The organism is Kluyvera genomosp. 2 (assembly GCF_036759865.1).
In the GTDB taxonomy this organism is placed as follows: domain Bacteria; phylum Pseudomonadota; class Gammaproteobacteria; order Enterobacterales; family Enterobacteriaceae; genus Kluyvera; species Kluyvera ascorbata_B.
Map to the genome: position 1 here is coordinate 88,847 of NZ_JAPKIA010000002.1, position 20,460 is coordinate 109,306.

Below are 20,460 nucleotides of genomic sequence, written 5' to 3' on the forward strand. Positions count from 1 at the left end.
TATATATGCTAGCCATGAGGCCATTGATAAATAACCTCTCGCATAGTTCAATGAATGCATAAGAACTTACGCATTGATTGTTTTAAGGAAGCTTATGTCCGTATCCCATTATTACCAGACTAAGCCGGATGGTTATGTTCGCTTCGAACAATCAGGAAAGTCTATGGAGGGCGAGTTCTACCGTTATGAGTCATTTGGTCAAGATAGTGATCCAACGTGGGGTTATATCAGGCCGTTTAATCGGGTCATCAGGCAACAGCTCATCGACAATTTACAGGCGCAACATGGCATCGACCTTCAGACGTTCACCTCTCAAGGTGACCTGATCACCTGTGATGCATTTGTGACCCACAAAGATTTGCAAGCAAGACACCAGGTGGTGCTTGATGCCTTCGAATTTATTGATCAATCGGAGCTGACAACTGAACAAGAACTCATTGCTCACTGCCGGGTCGATTTACTCCGACGCCAATACATTGTTGGTCGTCAGCTAAACGAGCCCAAAGAGACGTTAGATGACCTCAACGCCGAGTTTCTAAAATGGGTCACCCCTTTCGCTATGAGCGGAAATGGCTAACCCGGCATCGTGAAGGGCTGTTTCGTTTGGCGATAGTGGTTACTGCCGCTGTTCTCGCCTATTTTCACTTTAGCTAACCAGGACATTCACAACATTAGCGCCACCATCGGCCATGGCGATATTCCCGGCGCTAGCCACGAGGGTATTTTTCCCCACAAACACCGAGACGACACCGCCATTGCTGCCGGTGACGTCATCGCGCTGATGCGCTTTTCGTGTCGAAAAGCGCCATCCCTGAAGGCAGGTAAATACCTTTCGAAAAACAGCGGCCCGGCTTAAAGTGCCGGGCCGCTGTCGACGGACAAACATCCCTATCAAAACACGAACATTACTCAGCCAACGTGCCCTGCAAAATAGCCAGCGCGGCGGTAAATTGTTTTTCCGTAATGGTCAGCGGATAAAGGAAACGAATGACGTTGCCATAAGTCCCGCAGGTCAGCAGCAGTAAGCCTTTTTCCAGCGCACGCTGCTGGACTTTTTGCGCCAGCGCGGCGGAAGGCTCGCCGCTTTTAGGGTCGACAAACTCTGCCGCCACCATCGACCCCTGGCCACGCACCGCGGCAATGCTCGGGTTACTTTCTTTTGCCGTAACCAGCGCCTGGGTCAGCCGTTCACCCAGCCGACGCGCGCGATCGCAGAGCGACTCTTTCTCAATGATATCCAGCACCGCGTGTGCGGCAGCGACCGCCAGCGGGTTACCTGCGTAAGTGCCGCCCAACCCGCCCGGCGCTGGCGCATCCATGATTTTCGCATTGCCCACTACGCCGGACAGCGGCATACCGCCCGCCAGGCTCTTGGCCATGGTCATCAAATCAGGTTTATCGGCATAATGATCCATGGCAAACAGTTTCCCGGTACGGGCAAAACCACTCTGCACTTCATCGGCGATCATCACGATCCCGTGCTCATCGCACAGACGACGAATCGCGCTGACCAGCTCTTTCGGCGCGACGTTAAAGCCACCTTCCCCCTGTACCGGCTCAAAAATAATCGCCGCGACTTGTTTAGCGTCGATATCCGCTTTAAACAGACGTTCGATGGCTTTCAGCGAATCTTCAACGGTGATGCCCTGCAGTTCAGAAGGATACGGTGCATGATAGACCGACCCCGGGAACGGGCCAAAGCCCAGCTTGTAAGGGGCCACTTTACCGGTCAGCGCCATGGTCATATAGGTGCGTCCGTGGAAACCGCCGCTAAACGCAATCACGCCGGGACGGCCCGTATAGGCGCGGGCGATTTTTACCGCGTTCTCTACCGCTTCGGCGCCGGTGGTGAAAAAGGCCGTTTTTGCCGGGCCGCTCACCGGTGCCAGCGTATTGAGCTTTTCGGCCAGGCTGACATAGCTTTCATAAGGCACGATCTGGTAGGCCGTATGGGTAAACTGCTGGAGCTGCTTTTCAACCGCCGCGACCAGATCCGGATGGCGATGTCCGGTGTTCAGCACCGCGATACCGGCGGCGAAATCGATGTACTCTTTACCTTCGACGTCGGTGAGCGTCGCGTTTTCCGCCGACTGCGCGAAGAAGTTGCACATCACGCCAACGCCGCGCGGCGTGGCAGAAAGACGACGTTGATGAAGTTCGTTATTGCTCATGTTTTCAGACCTTTTGGTTATTCATCGTTAATCGAATTAATCACACGCCCAGACGATCGCGCAGGCTGTAATAGGCCGCGCCCATCGCGGTAAACGGTACGCGCAGCGTCCGCCCACCCGGGAACGGGTAGTGCGGCAGATTGGCGAACGCATCAAAACGCTCCGCGTCCCCGCGCAGCAGTTCCGAAATCAGCCGTCCGGCCAGGTGGGTACAGGTCACACCATGGCCGCTGTAGCCCTGCATGTAATAAATGTTTTTATCCAGTCGACCGAACTGCGGCATGCGCGAAAGCGTCAGCAGGAAGTTACCGGTCCAGCGATAGTCGATTTTGACCCCTTTCAACTGCGGGAAGGTTTTCAACAGTTTCGGGACCACCAGTCGCTCAACGTCATCAGGATCGCGCGCCCCGTAAACCACCCCGCCGCCGTAAAGCAGACGGTTGTCGGCAGTCAGGCGGTAGTAATCAAGCAGATAGTTACAGTCTTCGACGCAATAGTTATTCGGCAGCAACGAACGCGCCAGCTCATCGGACAGCGGCTCGGTGGTAATCACCTGAGTGCCGCACGGCATGCTGCGTTTGGCTAGCTCAGGTTCCACTTTGTCACCCAGATACGCGTTACCCGCGACGATCACGAACTTCGCCGTCACCTGTCCTTTGGCGGTCGTGACCACCGCCGGCGAGGTGTGCTGAATGCCGGTGACTGCCGACAGTTCATAAACGCGGCCGCCGTTCAGGCGAATAGCGTCGGCTTCCCCGATGGCAAGATTCAGCGGATGAATATGCCCGCCGCTGTGATCCAGCAGCGCGCCGGTGTAGCGCTCGCTATCCACTTCACGGCGGATCGCCTTTTCATCCAGCAGCTCCAGCTGCGTATTACCGTAGTGCTCCCAGTTCTCTTTTTGCTCTTCCAGCGTCGCCAGCTGCTTGTGATTCATCGCCACAAACAGCCCGCCCGGACGGTAGTCGCAGTCGATCTGATAACGCTGAATGCGTTCACGGATAATCTCACCGCCTTCAAACATCATGCTGCCGAGCATTCTCGCCGTGTCCATACCGTAGCTTTTTTCGATAACATCAATATCGCGACTGTAGGAGTTAACCAGCTGCCCGCCGTTACGCCCGCTGGCGCCGAAGCCAATCCGCGCGGCCTCCAGCACAACCACGTCGTACCCCGCTTCGGCCAGATGCAGCGCCGACGACAGGCCGGTATAGCCGCCGCCCACCACGCAGACGTCGCAATGAATGGACTCATCAAGGGTCGGGAATGGCGCATATTTATTGGCGCTGGCGGCGTAATAACTGGTGGTATGTTCGGTCATGATTAAGCCTCCAGGCTGATCCAAATGGTTTTAAGTTCAGTGAATTTTTCAAGGGCGTGCAGCGATTTATCGCGACCATTACCGCTCTGCTTGTAGCCGCCGAACGGCACCGTCATATCGCCATCGTTATAGTTGTTCACGAAGACCGAGCCGGCCTTCAGGCGGCGGCTCATGCGGTGAGCGCGGGACAGGTCGCGCGTCCATACCGCCGCGCCCAGTCCGTATTGGCTATCGTTGGCCAGCGCAAGCGCCTGCGCTTCGGTTTTAAAGCGAGTGACCACCAGCACCGGGCCAAAAATTTCTTCCCGGCTGAGGGAATCTGTAGGGTCAACGTCAACGAAAATGGTCGGGCCGATTGCCGCAGGCCACGGCGTCTGACGACCGTCCACCAGCAGTTGTCCCTTGCGCTCGCCTTCACGAATAAAGGTGTGCACGGTGTCAGCATGGGCGCAATCGATCAGTGTCCCCATGGTGGTGGCCGGGTCGAGAGGATGGCCAGGCTGCCAGTTGCGCGCCTGCGCTTGTAAAAGGTCTAAAAACGCATCGGCAATGCTGTCTTCAAGCAGCAAGCGCGTACCGGCAATACACACCTGCCCCTGGTTGTAGAAAATACCGCCCGCCGTGGCGTTGACGGCCTGCTGTAAATCAGGGCAGTCGGCGAAGACGATATTGGCGCTTTTACCGCCCGCTTCCAGCCAGACGCGTTTCATATTGCTGTCGCCGGCATCTTTCAGCAGCTGTTTGCCGGTGCGGGTGGAGCCGGTAAAGGCGATCGCATCGATATCCGCATGCAAGGACAGCGCCTGCCCGGCTTCATGCCCGAAGCCGCTTACCACGTTCAGCACGCCGTCAGGAATGCCCGCCTCTTTTGCCAGCCCGGCCAGACGCAGTGCCGTCAGCGGGGATTTTTCCGACGGTTTCAGGATGACGCTGTTGCCCGCTGCCAGCGCGGGGCCTAATTTCCAGCAGGTCAGCAGCAGCGGGAAGTTCCACGGGACAATAGCAGCAATCACGCCAACCGGCTCGCGCACAATCATCGCCAGCTCATTACTGCTCGTGGTGGCGACTTCGCCATACACTTTATCCAGCGCCTCGGCGTACCAGCGAATCGCGCGCGCCGCGCCGGGAATATCATCGCGCAGGCTATGACGAATCGGCTTTCCGGTATCCAGCGTTTCCAGCAGCGCCAGCTCTTCCGCATGGGCTTCTATTAAGTCGGCGAGTTTGTTCAGCACCGCCTTACGTTTCGCCGGCGCCGCCTGCGACCAGTCGCCGCGTTCAAATGCATCGCGAGCGCCTTGTACCGCGCGATCCACGTCGGCGTGTTGACCACGGGCAATGTTTGCCAGCGGAGCCTGGGTAAGCGGGTCAAGGGTTTCAAAGGTCGTATTGTCGGCGGCAGCACAATATTCGCCGTTAATAAATAACCGGTTTTCAATGGCGAGACTTAACGCTTTATCCTGCCAGTAAGCCAGATGATGGAAATTCATTTTGACTCCTGATTTTCGTATTCAAATACGCTTGATGGGTGAACGCCGGGCAACAGCAGGCCGCAAAGCGCCCCGGGTCAATAACCCGTATTTGCGCTTATGACGTTCTTTTTAATTACGTGTACTTTTTTACCCCGCCGGGAAATACATCCCGGCGGCGAAAAATAATCCGTTATGACGGCGATAGAACAGCCATTGCATCAGCCAGAGCGGCCAGGGGAGATTAAAACGTGGTGGGGGTATGGGCGCTGATAATCCGGCAAATTCCTGCCGATGTATTACTGAAGCTGTGCGGTATGCCGGTATTAATGGCATAGCTCTGCCCAGCGACCAGGTGATATGTCTGACCGTTAATCGTCAGAACCACTTCACCTTCCAGTACAGTGCCTATTTCCTCACCCTGATGCTTTATTCTTTCCCCGGTGGTGGTGCCCGGTTGATACGTTTCAAAAATCATTGCCAGCGTGCGATTAGGGTTACCGTTATGAACCAGCTTCATCGACACCCCCTGACTGCCCATTTCAATCAGGTCATCCTGATTAATAACGACCTGCGGCTCATCAGGTTTTTCCGGCTCGGAAAAGAATTCCGAGAGTGACAGACCATAAACTTTCAGCAGCTTTTGCAGCGTACTGATAGCAGGGCTGACTTTATCTTGCTCAATCGTGCTGATAGCACTGTGCGTCAGTCCAGAGAGTTCGGCGGCACGACGTTGTGAAAGTCCCTGCTTCTGGCGGATTTCCGACAAACGTTTTCCTGGCGCCAGTCCGTCATCACTCATAATATGCATTTCCTTAAGTGTAGGGGTCAGAGTCGCGGTTTTTCCGCGATATGGTTCTGACAAGCGGTGATAAAGCCCTCAAACAATATACGCGAAAGCGCGTACTCGCTACTGTTCCATTCCGGGTGCCACTGTACGCCCAGCGCGAAAGGATGGTCATTCACGCTGACCGCTTCCACCAGCCCATCCGGCGCACGCGCCTCAACACGCAGCCGAGGGCTGACCACTTTAGCTCCCTGACCGTGCAATGAATTGACCCAAAAGCTACTGCAATCCGGTAACAGGCGGGATAACAACCCGCCCGCCACCACCTGAACTTCATGCGACGGCGCGTATTGCTGCTCAATGGGCAGCTCCGGATCTTCCCGGTGCTCCAGCAGCTCCGGCTGTTCACACAGCTTGCGATGCAACGACCCACCGGTCGCCACCACCATTTCCTGGAGTCCACGGCAAATGGCGAAAATGGGGATGCGCCTTTCGAGCGCTGCGTTGATTAACGCCATGCTCAGAAGATCTCGCCCGGGATCGGCGTCAGGCTCATCGCCGTTTTCACCATAAAGGTGCGGCTGCACATTGCTGGGGCTTCCTGGCAGGTAGATACCGTCCAGTCTGGGAAGGAGTGCGTTCAGGTATTCAGGCTCTGCCAGCGCATGCGGCAGCGCAATGGGCAACCCGCCCGCACGAATAATGGCATTCAGGTACTTTTCTTGCAGGGTTTGGGTCTCATGACCCTTAAGCCTGTTCCTGCACATCACGATACCGATAACCGGCTTGTACATTATATTTTCCATGATCGCCCTCACAAAGTGGACTAAATTATAGCCATTACTGCCGTTAAATTGACCTTTATGTTCAATATTTTTTCAATCTAGCAGTGAGATTTCGTATTTGCAAACTTAATTTAACATTTGACAAACATTTCGTTTGCATACAAATTCGAGTAATGGTCATTATATTTTACACCTGAACGCGGGTGGGCAACAAAACCAAAGGCGAAGAATCATGGAAACTAATATCGTTGAAGTAGAGAGCTATGTTCAGCAGTCAGAAGAGAGGCGGGGCAGCGCGTTTGCGCAGGAAGTAAAACGCTACCTTGAACGCTATCCCAACACGCAGTCCGTCGATGTCTTACTGACCGATCTGAACGGCTGTTTCCGCGGTAAGCGCGTGCCGGTCTCCAGCCTGAAAAAACTCGAAAAAGGCTGCTATTTCCCGGCGTCCGTGTTTGCCATGGATATTCTGGGCAACGTGGTTGAAGAAGCGGGGCTCGGACAGGAGATGGGTGAGCCTGACCGCACCTGCGTGCCGGTGCTGGGGACCTTAACGCCTTCGGCGGCAGATCCTGAATACGTTGGGCAGATGTTACTGACCATGGTCGATGAAGATGGCGCTCCCTTTGACGTTGAGCCGCGGAACGTACTCAACCGCCTGTGGCAGCAGCTACGCCAGCGCGGACTGTTCCCGGTAGTAGCGGTAGAGCTGGAGTTCTATTTACTCGACCGTCAACGCGACGCCGAAGGTTATCTGCAGCCACCGTGCGCGCCGGGAACCGATGACCGCAACACCCAGAGCCAGGTCTACTCCGTCGATAACCTCAACCACTTTGCCGACGTACTCAACGACATCGATGAACTGGCACAGCTGCAGCTGATCCCCGCCGATGGCGCGGTCGCCGAAGCCTCTCCGGGCCAGTTTGAAATCAACCTTTATCACACCGATAACGTGCTCGACGCCTGCGATGATGCGCTCGCCCTGAAACGCCTGGTGCGCCTGATGGCGGAAAAGCATAAGATGCACGCCACTTTTATGGCCAAGCCTTATGAAGAGCACGCGGGCAGCGGTATGCACATCCATATCAGCCTGATGAATAACCGCGGTGAAAACGTGCTGGCCGATGCCGATGGCGAAGATTCTGCGCTGCTGAAAAAGGCGCTGGCGGGCATGATCGACCTGATGCCGTCTTCCATGGCGCTGCTGGCACCGAACGTGAACTCGTATCGTCGCTTCCAGCCGGGCATGTACGTGCCGACCCAGGCATCATGGGGCCACAACAACCGCACGGTTGCGCTGCGCATTCCGTGCGGCGATCGCCATAACCATCGCGTGGAGTATCGCGTGGCGGGGGCCGACGCCAACCCATATCTGGTGATGGCGACCATTTTTGCCGGTATTTTGCACGGCCTCGATAACGATCTGCCGTTGCAGGAAGAAGTGGAAGGTAACGGGCTGGAGCAGGAAGGGCTGCCTTTCCCCATCCGCCAGAGCGATGCGCTGTGGGAATTTATGCAAAACGCCCCGCTGCGTCACTATCTGGGCGAACGTTTTTGCCACGTTTACCACGCCTGTAAGAACGATGAACTGCTGCAATTTGAGCGGCTCATCACCGAAACAGAAATTGAGTGGATGTTGAAAAACGCATGACGCCCCTTCACGGGGCGGTAATACCGGCCTGAGTGGAACCTGGCCTGAATCTTCTGGTAATCCAGACATTTCCCGTATGTCGCGTTATGGAACGCAGGCGGCAACGGGCTTCCGTTAACGATTAAGACTGTGACGAGGAAATGAGATGATGCCGATGTTTACGTCCCCACAGGGGGAGGGAGGTTGCGAACATGAAACCGCCCTCACCGACTGCATGTTATCCCCACCGACGCCATTACTTCCCCTGCTAAACAGGTTTGATTTCAGGTCGACGCGACCGCAAACCCCGTTACGCAGTGGAGGTAACGCGCATGGCAACTAACACTTCGCTGAATATCCCTATGCAGCCGGGAAAAACCCGTCTGCGTAAATCGCTGAAGCTGTGGCAAGTGGTGATGATGGGCCTGGCCTATCTCACGCCGATGACCGTGTTCGATACCTTCGGTATTGTGTCCGGCATCAGTAATGGCCACGTGCCGGCGTCCTACCTGTTAGCGCTGGCCGGGGTGCTGTTTACCGCCATCAGCTACGGCAAACTGGTGCGTCAGTTTCCCGAGGCAGGCTCTGCCTATACCTACGCGCAAAAATCAATTAGCCCCCACGTGGGCTTTATGGTCGGCTGGTCATCGCTGCTGGATTACCTGTTCCTGCCGATGATTAACGTCCTGCTGGCGAAGATTTATCTTTCGGCCCTCTTTCCCGGCGTGCCGCCATGGGTGTGGGTGGTCACGTTCGTGGCAATCCTGACCGCCGCGAACCTGAAAAGCGTTAACCTGGTGGCGAACTTCAATACCCTGTTCGTGCTGGTACAGATAGCCATTATGGTGGTCTTTATCGTACTGGTTGTGCAGGGGCTGCACAAAGGCGAAGGCGTGGGGACCGTATGGTCACTACAGCCGTTTGTCAGTGAAAATGCTCACCTGATCCCTATCATTACCGGGGCGACGATAGTCTGCTTCTCGTTCCTCGGCTTTGATGCGGTGACCACGCTTTCAGAAGAGACGCCGGACGCCGCGCGCGTGATCCCCAAAGCCATCTTCCTGACCGCGGTGTACGGTGGGTTAATCTTCATTGCCGCGTCGTTCTTTATGCAGCTTTTCTTCCCGGATATCAGCCGCTTTAAAGACCCTGACGCCGCGCTGCCGGAGATTGCCCTGTACGTGGGCGGCAAGCTGTTCCAGTCCATCTTCCTGTGCACCACCTTCGTTAACACGCTGGCTTCAGGCCTGGCGTCGCACGCCAGCGTTTCGCGTTTGCTGTACGTGATGGGCCGTGACAACGTCTTTCCGGAACGCGTGTTTGGCTACGTGCATCCGAAATGGCGGACGCCAGCGCTGAACGTGATCATGGTCGGGGTTGTGGCGCTGTCGGCGCTGTTCTTCGACTTAGTCACCGCCACAGCGTTGATTAACTTCGGCGCGCTGGTGGCGTTTACCTTCGTCAACCTGTCGGTGTTCAACCATTTCTGGCGACGCAAAGGCTACAACAAAAGCTGGAAAGATCACTTCCATTACCTGCTGATGCCGCTTATTGGCGCGTTGACGGTCGGCGTACTGTGGATCAACCTGGAAGTCACATCGTTAACGCTGGGTTTGGTCTGGGCAATGCTGGGGGGAATGTATCTTTGGTATCTGATCCGACGCTATCGCAAAGTACCACTGTATGACGGCGAGCAGCGGATAAGCACTGTTGGGGAAAGCTAACCGAAATGCCCGATGGCGCTACGCTTATCGGGCCTACGGGGATTGAGATCGACATTCTTTGTAGGCCGGATAAGTCGCTTGCGACGCCATCCGGCACTCCGCTATCTGAGCGGCGCAGCATCACTGCGCCGCTGTATTCAGGGCTATGCCGTTTTATCCAGCACCACCACACACTGCCCCGCGCGTACCGATGATCCCGGCTGTACGCGGACCTGGCTGACCACCCCGTCCTGCGAGGCCAGCAGCGGGATTTCCATTTTCATCGACTCCAGAATGACCAGCACATCGCCTTCACGAACGGTGCTGCCCACGTCGACGTTGACCTGCCAGAGGTTACCGGAGATCGGGCTTTCAATCCCCTCCTGCCCCGGCTTAAGCGGCGCATCCTCACCTTCCGCCTCCCGCGCATCGCTGCTGTCAAAATGTGCCTGGCCGTTGGCAATCCAGCGCTCGCGCTCTGCGTCGAATGCGCCTTGTTGATGATGACGGAACGCCTCAATGCCCGCCGCTTCCGTCGCGAGGAATTTCTGATACTCCGCGAGTTTCAGGGTGGTATGTTCAATACGCAGCGGATAACGACCTAAGGGAAAATCACGACGAATCGTCAGCAGTTCGTCGGCAGAAACCGGGTAGAAACGGATCTGGTCGAAGAAGCGCAGCAGCCACGGCTTACCGCCGAAATCGTCCACCGCATGATAGCGATTCCACATTTGTAGCGTGCGACCAACGAACTGATAGCCGCCCGGGCCCTCCATGCCGTAGACGCAAAGATACGCCCCGCCGATACCGACCGAGTTTTCCGCCGTCCAGGTTCGTGCCGGATTGTACTTGGTAGTGACCAGCCGATGGCGCGGATCGAGCGGGGTGGCCACCGGCGCGCCGAGGTAAACATCCCCCAGCCCCATCACCAGGTAGCTGGCATCGAATACCGTTTTATACACCGCATCGACGTTAGCCAGATCGTTGATACGGCGAATAAACTCCAGATTGCTCGGGCACCACGGCGCATCACGGCGCACCGTGGTCATGTACTTGTCGATAGCTTTCTGACACGCCGGATCGTCCCATGATAGCGGCAGCCAGACAACGCGCGACGGCACCTCCAGAGAGCCCTGTTCACAGACCGACTGCCATAGCCCGGCCACCGCATCCAGCAACGTCGCCAGGCTCAGCGCCTCCGGCTGATAGTGAATCTGTAGCGAACGGATACCCGGCGTCAGATCGATAACCCCCGTTAACGCCCGCGCCTCCAACGCCTGCATCAGCGCATGCGCGCGAAAGCGCAGTACCAGATCCAGTTCCGGATCGCCAATCTCCAGCAGCAAATGGGTATCACCGGAGAGCCGCGCCACCAGCCGTTTATCGCGCTCGCCGCAGTCCAGCACCACCGGCGATGGCAGGCCCGCAGGCTGCCAGGAGGTAATCTGTGAGGTCAGGCTGGCGATTTCCCGCTCCTGGGCCTGCGCCAGCCGCCGGGCGGTGGCGATATCAACCGGCACAAAGCGCACTTTGTCACCGGCTTTAAGCTGCCCCATGGCGTGCAGATCGGCCTCAATAATCGTCGCCGGGCAGACAAAGCCGCCCAGGCTCGGCCCGTCTGGCCCGAGGATCACCGGCATATCGCCGGTAAAATCAATCGCCCCGATGGCGTACGGGTTGTCATGAATATTTGAAGGATGCAGCCCCGCCTCACCGCCGCTATCGCGAACCCATTCGGGTTTCGGGCCAATCAAACGCACGCCGGTACGGCTGGAGTTGAAGTGGACTTCCCAGTCGGTCGCAAAGAAGGTCGCCATATAGCGCAGCGTAAAATACTCCGGCGCCGCGTGCGGGCCATAAATCACCCGCAGTTCGCGCACTGGGGCCAGCGCGGTGCCAAGCGATGGCGGCAGCACCGCGTCCGGACACGGTGCGGTGAGCGGCGCCAGATGCAGCACGTCGCCGGTGCGCAACGCCCGCCCGCCGTGGCCGCCAAACTGACCCAGCGTAAAGGTACTTTTGCTGCCGAGATAATCCGGCACCTGAAAACCGCCGCGCAGGCACAGATAACTGCGCACGCCACCACCCTGGATATCGCCCATCCGCAGCGTCATACCGGCGCGCACGAGGAAGGTGCGGTTGTTGGCCTGCGGGACGCCGTCCAGCGTCAACGCAATCGCCGCGCCGGTCACCACCACCTGCGCATCACAGTTAAATTTTAGCGTTGGGCCGCTGAGGGTAATTTCCAGCGCGGCCGCGTCGGCGGCATTTCCCAGCAGGCGGTTGCCAAGACGCAGCGCCCTGCTGTCCATCGGCCCGGACGGCGGCACGCCCACCGCCCAGTAGCCTACGCGGCCGGGGTAATCCTGTACCGTGGTTTGCGTACCGGCGCTCAACACTTCCAGCGTAGCGGCCTGATAATTCAGCCCTTCCAGGCAACGGGTCCACGGCTCGCCGCAGGCAAACGGCGTAAAGGTCAAAATTTGCTGCAAATAGCTGCGGTTAGTCTCCACGCCGTACAGACGGGTTTCGCCCAGCGCGGTATGCAGCGCGTGGATTGCCGCTTCACGCGTCGGCTGCCAGGCGATAATTTTCGCCAGCATCGGGTCAAAAAACGGCGGCACCTCGCAGCCAGATTCCACCCAGCTGTCGATGCGCAGCGTCACGCGGTCGTCGGTTGGGAACACCACTTCGGTGAGCAGACCGGGCGATGGCTGGAACTGACGGCCCGGATCTTCAGCGTAAACACGCGCCTGAATCGCATGCCCCTGAGGCTCAAGGCGGTCACGCAGCTCGCCCAGCGGCGGTAATTCACCGGCGGCAAGGGCAATCATCCAGCGCACCAGATCGACGCCCCACACCTGCTCCGTCACCCCGTGCTCGACCTGTAGCCGCGTGTTCACCTCGAGGAAGTAGAAGCGGGCGGCATCGCTGTCGTAGACAAATTCCACGGTACCAGCGCTACGGTAGTTTACCGCTTTACCCAGCTTGATTGCCGCCTCGCATAACGCTTGCGCCATGCCTGCGGGCAGGTTGGGCGCGGGCGTCTCTTCCAGTACTTTCTGGTTACGGCGCTGTACCGAGCAGTCGCGCACGCCCAGGGCAATAACCTCACCGTTGCCGTCGCCAAAGAGCTGTACTTCCAGGTGGCGCGCGCGTTCGATGTATTTCTCAATAAACACGCCCGCGTTGCTGAAGTTATTTTTCCCCAGCCGCACCACCGCGTCGAAGGCCTCGCTGAGCTCAGCAGCGCTATAGCAGACGCGCATCCCAATGCCGCCACCGCCCGCCGTGCTTTTGAGCATCACGGGGTAGCCTACGCGTTCGGCGGCCTGAAGCGCGTCGGTGACATCCGCCAGCAGTTCGGTGCCTTCGAGCATCGGCACGCCGTGCGCTTTTGCCAGCGCCCGGGCGGTATGCTTAAGGCCAAACAGGCGCAACTGTTCCGCCGTGGGGCCGACAAAGGCGATACCGGCCTGTTCACAGGCGTCGGCAAAGTCGGCGTTTTCCGAGAGAAAACCATAGCCCGGATGAATCGCCTGTGCGCCGTTGGCCTTCGCCGCCGCGATGATCTTGTCACTGACCAGATAGGTGTTGGCGGCCGGGCCATCGCCCAGGCTTATCGCCTCGTCGGCTTCACGAATATGCAGGCTGCTGATATCAGCGTCGGAATAAACAGCCACGCTGCCAATGTCCATAGCACGCAGCGTGCGCATAATGCGGCAGGCAATCGCCCCGCGATTCGCAATCAGGAGTTTCGTTAACATAGGTCAGACTCAATCGTGGCGGGTCGTCCCGCCCAAAAATCGGCTCACCGCATGGTCGTCCATGGGGAAAAAGCGTTTAAGGCAGGAGGCGTCCGGCACGCACTTCAAACAGGCGATAGATCATTTTTCGCAGGCGCTGCCAGCGGGTTGGCGTCAGTTCCATACCAGCACCTCCGCTGGCGTGGGGTTCCAGCCGTTGCAGGGATTATTCAACTGCGGGCAGTTGGAAATCAGCACAATGACGTTGCACTCGGCGCGCAGCTCGACGTATTTCCCCGGTGCGGAAATACCGTCTTCAAAGGTCAGGCCACCCTGCGGCGTCACCGGGACGTTCATAAAGAAATTGATGTTCGCGCCAATATCGCGTTTTTGCAGGCGACCATCGTGCAGGCAGGCGCACAGGAAGTTATCGCGGCAGCTGTGCATATGACGCTTATCGAGCGCATAGCGCACGGTGTTGCTCTCCTGCGCGCAGGCGCCGCCGAGCGTATCGTGGCGACCGCAGGTATCGGCCACAATCGTCAGCAGCGGGTTGCCCAGATTGGAATAAAGCACGCTGTCGCAGGTCAGGTAGGCGTTGTTCTGGCGGCGCAGCGTGCGCTGGGCATCGTAGCGTTCACGAGGGTTATCGGCGTTATAGAACAGCGTGTCGATAGCCTGATTACCTTCCAGATCGAGCAGACGCAGGGTTTGCCCTTTTTTCACCTCAAACAGGTAGGGTTCTCCCGCCGGGATCACGTGGCGGAAGGCGGCATACTGAGCATGTTTTTCGCTGGCAGCGGTCATTTTTCGGCTCCTTACAGGGCAAAAAGTTGCGTATTGGTGAAGGCGCGCTGGTTTTCCGGGCGGGTTAAAAGCGCGTTAACCGCAGCCTCTTCATCCTCGGCCCGACGCCAGCTGAGCGCGACCGGGCGCGGCGTATATTCGCGCGAAGGGTCCATCGGGTGCGGCAGTGCGGTCATCACCATCAGGACGTCCATGGGCGCATACAGTTCCACGTAGCTGCCCGGCTGCGAGTGGCCGCTGTGGAAGCTGAACTGCCCGTTTTCATCCACGGTCACTTTGCTAAAGAAGTTGACCACCATCAGCAGATCTTCAAGATTCAGATCCCATTTCCCCATCTCCACCAACAGGTTATCCGTGCCGTTGCGGTAGAAGGCATTGCGCAGTTCCTGATAGCGCCCCTGCCCGTATTTCTCCGCCGCTTCGGCGGCATTGAGTACGCCGCCAAACGGGTCGTGCCAGCCGCTGGTGTCGGCGGTAATGCCAGCCAGCACGCGGCCCATATCCGAGTAGAAGCAGTGCCCGGCGGTCAGGCGCGCGGTGTGCTGGCCTTTGAGCGTGTCCGGCAGATTCAAGCGTTCGCTTTTCTCATGCGGGTTTAACATCATCAGGCTGACGTTAGCGCCGCCGTCGATGTCGGTCATCCGCAGGATCTGCCCGCGCTTGAGAATAAAGGAGAGATGCCCACCGGCGGGGAGCGTCTCTTCGCGTAATGTTGTCATGGTATTCACTGTTAACCCCTTAATGCATAAACGTTATCGGGAGCCGTACCGCCGAGCGCGGAAAGCCGCGTCTCGTTGAGCGGGATATCGTAGGTAATACGCGCGCCGAAGGCGTTCGGCACCTGTGGGTCAATGCGCACTTTGTCGAACACCAGCAGGCGGGTGCCGAGGTTGAAGCCTTCCGACAGATCGTGCGTCACCATAAAGACGGTCATGCGGGTTTCGCTCCACAGCTGCAACAGCAGCGCGTGCATGTCTTTACGGATCCCCGGGTCAAGCGCGCCAAACGGTTCGTCCAGCAACAGGACGCGCGGTTGCATAATAAATGCCTGGGCGATGGCTAAACGCTGTTGCATACCGCCCGAGAGCTGAGCCGGATATTTATCGAGCGCGTGGCTTAGCCCAACCTTTTCCAGCATTTCGGCGGCCCGCGCGCGCGCCGCGCGTTTTTTGCCGCCAAACAGCTGCCCGCACAGCGGCGATTGCGGCAGCTCCAGGCCAATCGTGACGTTGTCCAGCACGTTCAGGTGCGGGAAAACGGAGTAGCGCTGAAACACCACGCCGCGGCTGCTGTCCGGCTCGGCGTTGAGCAGTTTTCCTTCCAGCGTAATGGAACCGCGGCTTGGCGCTTCCTGGCCGAGCAGCAGGCGCAAGAAGGTGGATTTTCCGCAGCCGGATGCGCCCACCATGGAGCAAAACTCCCCTTCTTTAACCTGCAAATTCAGGCGTTCCAGCACCACGTGGTCGCCGTATTCCTGCCAGATATTATTGATACTGATAAAGCTCATGCCTTCCCTCCTTCCGCCCAGGGAAAACAGGTTTTGTGTAGCTGACGGAGCGCCAGATCCATCAGCCATGCCAGCAGCGTGATCCACAGGACGTAAGGAATAATGACGTCCATCGCCATGTAGCGGCGCACGAGGAAAATGCGGTAGCCCAGCCCGGCGGTTGAGGAGATAGCCTCGGCTGAAATCAGGAACAGCCACGCCGACCCCAGCAGCAGCCGCAGCGATGTCAGAAGCCGCGACAGCAGCTGCGGCAGCACCACCCGTAGCACCAGCGTCCAGCTATTCGCGCCTAAGGTCTGCGCTTTAATCAGGATCTCCTGCGGAATGTCGCCCGCGCGCTGTTCCAGGTCGCGAGCCAGCATCGGGGTGATGCCAATGACAATCAGCATCACTTTCGACAGTTCATCCAGGCCGAAGACGATAAACAGCACCGGTAAAATCGCCAGCGGCGGGATCATCGACAGCACGGTCATCAGCGGCGACAACGACGCCCGCCACAGCGGGAATACGCCGGACATCACGCCGATGCATAGCCCCACCAGCGACGCAATAGCCAGACCGGTCAGCAAACGGGCCAGGCTGACCAGGGTATCAACCCATAGCAGGTACTCACCGCTGCGTTTATCCGGGGTAAACGCCATCCGCGATATGGCATCCAGCATCTGCTGGAAACCGGGCAGCAGTTTGTCGTGCGGGTTGGCGTCCAGCCGTACCGCCGAACCGAAGAAATAGGCCATCAGCAGCAGGATGAACGGCAACATCACAAGCATCAGACGCATGCCGGGTTTGGGATGACGATTAATGTGTCGCATGGAAACTCCGTCAGTCATCACAGCGTGCCGGCAGCGGCCATTTTCACGAAGCTGTCGTCAAAGCGCAGCTTCACGTTATTGGCATCGCCCCAGCTCACCTTGCCGGGGAAGGTCATACCGATAAAATCCGCGCTCTGGGCGCCCTCGCCCAACAGCCCTTTATCAAATGAGAACGAGGCCACGCGCTGCATGGTTTTCGCCAGCTCCGCCGAGGTGATAAACGCGATGTTGTCCTGCGGGGTGTAGAACAGGTGGGTGGTTTTTAACTGCGCCTGATAACCGGCCAGATCGGTGCCGGAGGCAGCGGCCATCGACGTTAACGCGTGGGTATCCTGCGCCTTCATCAGGCCCATCATCTCGTACCATGCGCCGGTCAGCGCTTTGCCAAGCGCAGGGTTATCCTTCAGGGTTTCGCTATTGACGACCATCATGTCAATAAGCTCGCCGGGGACCTGCGAGGAGCTAAAGACTTCGGTGGTTTTTGGCGTCCCTTTGATAACGGAGAGCTGCGGGTTCCAGGCCACGGCAGCCTGTACGTTTGCCGTGCCGAACGCCGACACGATATCCGCATCGGAGGTGTTCACGACGGTGACATCTTTTTCCGCCAGGCCCGCTTTTTCCAGCCCGCGCACCAGCAGGTAATGGGAAACAGAAAGCTCCGGCAGGTAGACTTTCATCCCTTTCAGATCGTTAAGGGTTTTGCCCTCACCTTTCATCACCACGCCGTCGTTGCCTTCCGAATAGCTGCCGAGGATCAGCGCAGTGGAGTCCACGCCGCCCGCTGCCGGGATCGTCAGCGCGTCCATGTTGGTCATGGTGCAGCCATCAAACTGACCGGCGGTGTACTGGTTAATCGACTCGATATAATCATTAAGCTGGACGACGTTGATTTTAATGCCGTATTTATCCGCCCATTTATCGATGATTTTGCTACTGCTGATGGTGCTCCAGGGCATCCATCCGGCGTAGATGGTCCAGCAGACGTTAAACTCTTTCTTTACGGCAGCAAAAGTGGGAAGACTGACCAGCATCGCCAGCGACAGGACAAGAGCGCGGTATAATGACGTTTTCTTCATGTCTAACCTCTGATAGGCAAAAATTAGGGGCAGCGCGACACCATCAGGTGCTGCTGTCTCCCGGGTTTTTGTCCCGCCGTGTAACCTCTCAGAGGTCGCCAGCTCTTGGACCAGCCGTTCACCGCGGTGAACCGGAACCCTAGCCAGCTATTTTTCAGATTGTGTGTTGCACTGCGAAGTGAGATTTGCAAAGGCTATGCCAGGTTTATTTTTGCTTATTATCAGTGCATTAGGCGTTGGTTCGTGAGCCACATCCCTTTTGTGGTGCGCGAAAAGAAGGCAGTGCTCCACAATGGTGCTGGTGGGGATGGGCGTGGTTTTATCAGCAAGGGGAAAGCATTCAATATGTTTACCGTGGCGTTATCAATATCGCAGCGTTTTCTATCCTTTTCGCTGCGCGCCAGAATAGTGCTGAGTAAACAGCAAATCGAACTGCTGCTTTTTTTTCTGTAGGCAAGGAAACATTTTACTGTAGCTGGTGATAAATTCCGGGGTGATCAGGCTATGCAGATCCTCATTCGCCAGCCACTGGCTGCGGATAAACTGCGCGGGCGTCACGTGCCACTCGGCTTTCGGCTCGCAATATGTATAGCAATGACCACGATGATTAAACTCAAAAAACTCCTGGCCATTATTCAACGAAAAATAGCAGTTCTGCAGGCCGTCAATCGTGAGATTCATAAAGTAAGCATCTTTGATAAAGCGGGCAATATCGTGAGAAATGACGAATACCGCCGTCGGTATGTCATGGCTAAGGAGATCGTTAAAGTCTTTCAGCGTGGTGATTTCAGGAGTCAGTTCATCAGACTCCAGGAATACACAAAACATGGTGGTAACCCTCTGCATACTGCTACCCGGGCGATGAAATCTGGAGAGGCCGTGAGAGCCTCTCCAGCAGAGTGGTTTAGAACTGATATACCGCACCGATACCGACGACGTTATCCGTGCTCAGACCCAGGTTCTTCACGGCCGCGTTGTCTTTATCCAATAGGTTGATTTTATAATCGACGTAGGTGGCCATATTTTTATTGAAGTAGTATGACGCGCCCACTTCCATGTATTTCACGACATCCGCGTTTCCTTTGATGCCCTGGTTGTCGTTGCTCGCTCGCGATTGCAGATAAGCAATGGATGGACGCAGGCCGAAATCGAACTGATACTGAGCAACCAGTTCAATATTTTTGGTTTTGTCGGTAACGAAATCCCCGACCTTTGTCATATTACGGGTTTCGGCGTAAGTCGCGGCCAGGTAGATATTGTTAGCATCGTATTTCAGGCCGCTGGCCCATGCTTCCGCATTTTCAGCATCGTTATAGGTCAGGCGCTGCTGATCGTCAGTACGCTTAGCGCCGGAATAGGCCGCCGTCGCGCTGACGCCCGCACCAATCTCATACGCCACGGAAGCGCCCCAGCCTTCACCATTCTGCGCGAAGGCATCGTCACGGCCGTTAACGTTTTCACTCCCCCCACCGTTTTTGCCCTGGTACTGAATCGCGAAGTCCAGACCATCCACCAGGCCAAAGAAACCGCTATTACGGTAGGTTGCCAGGCCGTTTGCACGGTTATTCATAAAGTTATCGGTGGTTGAATAAGAGTCCCCACCAAAGACAGGGAGCATATCCGTCCAGGCTTCAACGTCATAGATGACGCCATAGTTACGGCCATAATCAAACATACCGTAATCGCCCGCTTTTAATCCGGCATAGCCCAGACGGGTCGCGGTTTTCGCGCCATCTTCTGTACCGTTACCCTGAATGTTGTATTCCCACTGACCATAGCCGGTCAGCACATCATTAATTTGTGTCTCACCTTTAAAGCCCAGACGAATATACGTTGCATCACCATCGCTTCCCTTTGCATCAGAGAAGGTGCGACGGGCATCAACTTTCCCATATAAATCCAGCTTGTTACCGTCTTTATTATACATTTCGGCTGAATGCGCTGCACCCGCAGCCAGTAATGCTGGAATAATCACTGCAAGAATTTTTTTCATAATGGCTTCATCATTTGTTATTATGTTGAAATCAATAGACCGCCTGGCTATTACATGTAGACAGGCGCTCTCAAACACTGCCTGTAAACATTTAAGGAAAAGTTCATAAAACAAAACTAATAACATGTAATAATATGTAAAACACCCTGTCACATCTCTTTTTCTGAGATGCAAAATAAATTCATTCACAATAAAACTACATTTAAAGAAAAACCTCATAATACAAACAGACGATTTCTGATTTTTTTTGCAAATACATCAAAAAGACTAACCCATTACCATAAAAACTATTAGCCTGCGTGCATTTGTTATGTATAAAAAGAATCATTCCATCAAGTCATTTCCACACCGACAGCAGACTTTGATGCCATAAAAATCAATTATTATAGTCGAATAAATTGATAAATAGCTTATGTTTCAAATTATTATCTTGTGTAATGTTGCTTTGTCGGGATTGAAAGAATTCATCAATCTGCTATCAATAGAATGCCCCCTATAACTATCACCTTCATTGGTTATCGGGAACGGCAGCAAACGCGACTATGATGCCTTTATATTGCCTTAGTTGATTCTTATCGCTCTACAGGAAGCGTATTACTTCCCCCTTTTCCCTGATGCGCAAAGTGGCGCGCGGAGAAGATATTTATGCACCA

The 20,460-nt window shown here is 56.2% G+C and carries 17 protein-coding genes and 1 riboswitch; of the genes, 4 read left to right on the top strand and 13 right to left on the bottom strand.

Going from position 1 to position 20,460, the window contains the following annotated elements; all coding sequences use genetic code 11:
* Positions 1–94: 94 nt before the first annotated feature.
* Positions 95–577: a hypothetical protein gene (locus V6942_RS02245; RefSeq protein ID WP_333500769.1), complete on the top strand. Its 483-nt coding sequence runs from the start codon at positions 95–97 to the stop codon at positions 575–577.
* 328 nt (positions 578–905) lie between these two features.
* On the opposite strand, the gene puuE is transcribed toward V6942_RS02245, so the two are convergent.
* The 5 genes from puuE to puuD form a co-directional block, all read right to left on the bottom strand.
* Positions 906–2,171 carry a 4-aminobutyrate transaminase gene (puuE, locus tag V6942_RS02250; RefSeq protein ID WP_333500770.1) on the bottom strand — a complete coding sequence of 422 codons (1,266 nt, stop codon included), beginning with the start codon at positions 2,169–2,171 and terminating at the stop codon, positions 906–908.
* Positions 2,172–2,211: 40 nt separating this feature from the next.
* Entirely contained in the window at positions 2,212–3,492 is a 1,281-nt protein-coding gene (puuB, locus tag V6942_RS02255; RefSeq protein ID WP_333500771.1) for a gamma-glutamylputrescine oxidase, read from the bottom strand.
* A 2-nt stretch (positions 3,493–3,494) separates the two neighbouring features.
* Entirely contained in the window at positions 3,495–4,982 is a 1,488-nt protein-coding gene (gene puuC / locus V6942_RS02260) for an aldehyde dehydrogenase PuuC (protein ID WP_182930069.1), read from the bottom strand.
* Positions 4,983–5,205: 223 nt separating this feature from the next.
* Positions 5,206–5,763: an HTH-type transcriptional regulator PuuR gene (puuR, locus tag V6942_RS02265; protein ID WP_106925831.1), complete on the bottom strand. Its 558-nt coding sequence runs from the start codon at positions 5,761–5,763 to the stop codon at positions 5,206–5,208.
* Positions 5,764–5,789: 26 nt separating this feature from the next.
* A complete protein-coding gene (gene puuD / locus V6942_RS02270; RefSeq protein WP_106925829.1) occupies positions 5,790–6,554 on the bottom strand; it encodes a gamma-glutamyl-gamma-aminobutyrate hydrolase in 765 nt (254 codons plus the stop codon).
* Positions 6,555–6,765: 211 nt separating this feature from the next.
* Between puuD and puuA the strand changes: the two genes are divergently transcribed.
* From puuA to puuP, 3 genes are all read left to right on the top strand, one after another.
* Positions 6,766–8,184 carry a glutamate-putrescine ligase gene (gene puuA / locus V6942_RS02275; RefSeq protein ID WP_106925827.1) on the top strand — a complete coding sequence of 473 codons (1,419 nt, stop codon included), beginning with the start codon at positions 6,766–6,768 and terminating at the stop codon, positions 8,182–8,184.
* A gap of 154 nt (positions 8,185–8,338) precedes the next feature.
* A complete protein-coding gene (locus V6942_RS23385; protein ID WP_420107831.1) occupies positions 8,339–8,506 on the top strand; it encodes a hypothetical protein in 168 nt (55 codons plus the stop codon).
* On the top strand, positions 8,496–9,887 hold the full coding sequence (puuP, locus tag V6942_RS02280; protein ID WP_182967085.1) for a putrescine/proton symporter PuuP: 1,392 nt from the start codon (positions 8,496–8,498) through the stop codon (positions 9,885–9,887). The genes V6942_RS23385 and puuP overlap by 11 nt, the downstream gene beginning before the upstream one ends.
* Before the next feature lie 143 nt (positions 9,888–10,030).
* On the opposite strand, the gene uca is transcribed toward puuP, so the two are convergent.
* The 8 genes from uca to ompC all read right to left on the bottom strand — a co-directional run bounded on the left by uca (position 10,031) and on the right by ompC (position 19,810).
* On the bottom strand, positions 10,031–13,633 hold the full coding sequence (uca, locus tag V6942_RS02285; RefSeq protein ID WP_333500772.1) for an urea carboxylase: 3,603 nt from the start codon (positions 13,631–13,633) through the stop codon (positions 10,031–10,033).
* 153 nt (positions 13,634–13,786) lie between these two features.
* Positions 13,787–14,419 (bottom strand): urea amidolyase associated protein UAAP2, encoded by a 633-nt coding sequence (locus V6942_RS02290; protein ID WP_106925821.1) that lies wholly within the window; start codon positions 14,417–14,419, stop codon positions 13,787–13,789.
* Positions 14,420–14,430: 11 nt separating this feature from the next.
* The gene (locus tag V6942_RS02295; RefSeq protein WP_333500773.1) at positions 14,431–15,138 is read right to left on the bottom strand and encodes an urea amidolyase associated protein UAAP1; all 708 of its coding nucleotides are present in this window, start codon (positions 15,136–15,138) and stop codon (positions 14,431–14,433) included.
* Between the two features lie 11 nt (positions 15,139–15,149).
* Positions 15,150–15,926, bottom strand: a complete 777-nt coding sequence (locus tag V6942_RS02300; RefSeq protein ID WP_333500774.1) for an ABC transporter ATP-binding protein — start codon at positions 15,924–15,926, stop codon at positions 15,150–15,152.
* The gene (locus V6942_RS02305) at positions 15,923–16,738 is read right to left on the bottom strand and encodes an ABC transporter permease (protein ID WP_106925815.1); all 816 of its coding nucleotides are present in this window, start codon (positions 16,736–16,738) and stop codon (positions 15,923–15,925) included. Before V6942_RS02305 ends, V6942_RS02300 begins: the two co-directional genes overlap by 4 nt.
* A gap of 17 nt (positions 16,739–16,755) precedes the next feature.
* Entirely contained in the window at positions 16,756–17,814 is a 1,059-nt protein-coding gene (locus V6942_RS02310; protein WP_333500775.1) for a putative urea ABC transporter substrate-binding protein, read from the bottom strand.
* Positions 17,815–17,869: 55 nt separating this feature from the next.
* Positions 17,870–17,968, bottom strand: a riboswitch (guanidine-I (ykkC/yxkD leader).
* Between the two features lie 227 nt (positions 17,969–18,195).
* Positions 18,196–18,642 (bottom strand): hypothetical protein, encoded by a 447-nt coding sequence (locus tag V6942_RS02315; protein ID WP_182967077.1) that lies wholly within the window; start codon positions 18,640–18,642, stop codon positions 18,196–18,198.
* 76 nt (positions 18,643–18,718) lie between these two features.
* Positions 18,719–19,810, bottom strand: coding sequence for a porin OmpC (gene ompC / locus V6942_RS02320; protein ID WP_182930588.1), 1,092 nt, complete (start codon positions 19,808–19,810; stop codon positions 18,719–18,721).
* Positions 19,811–20,460: the final 650 nt, after the last annotated feature.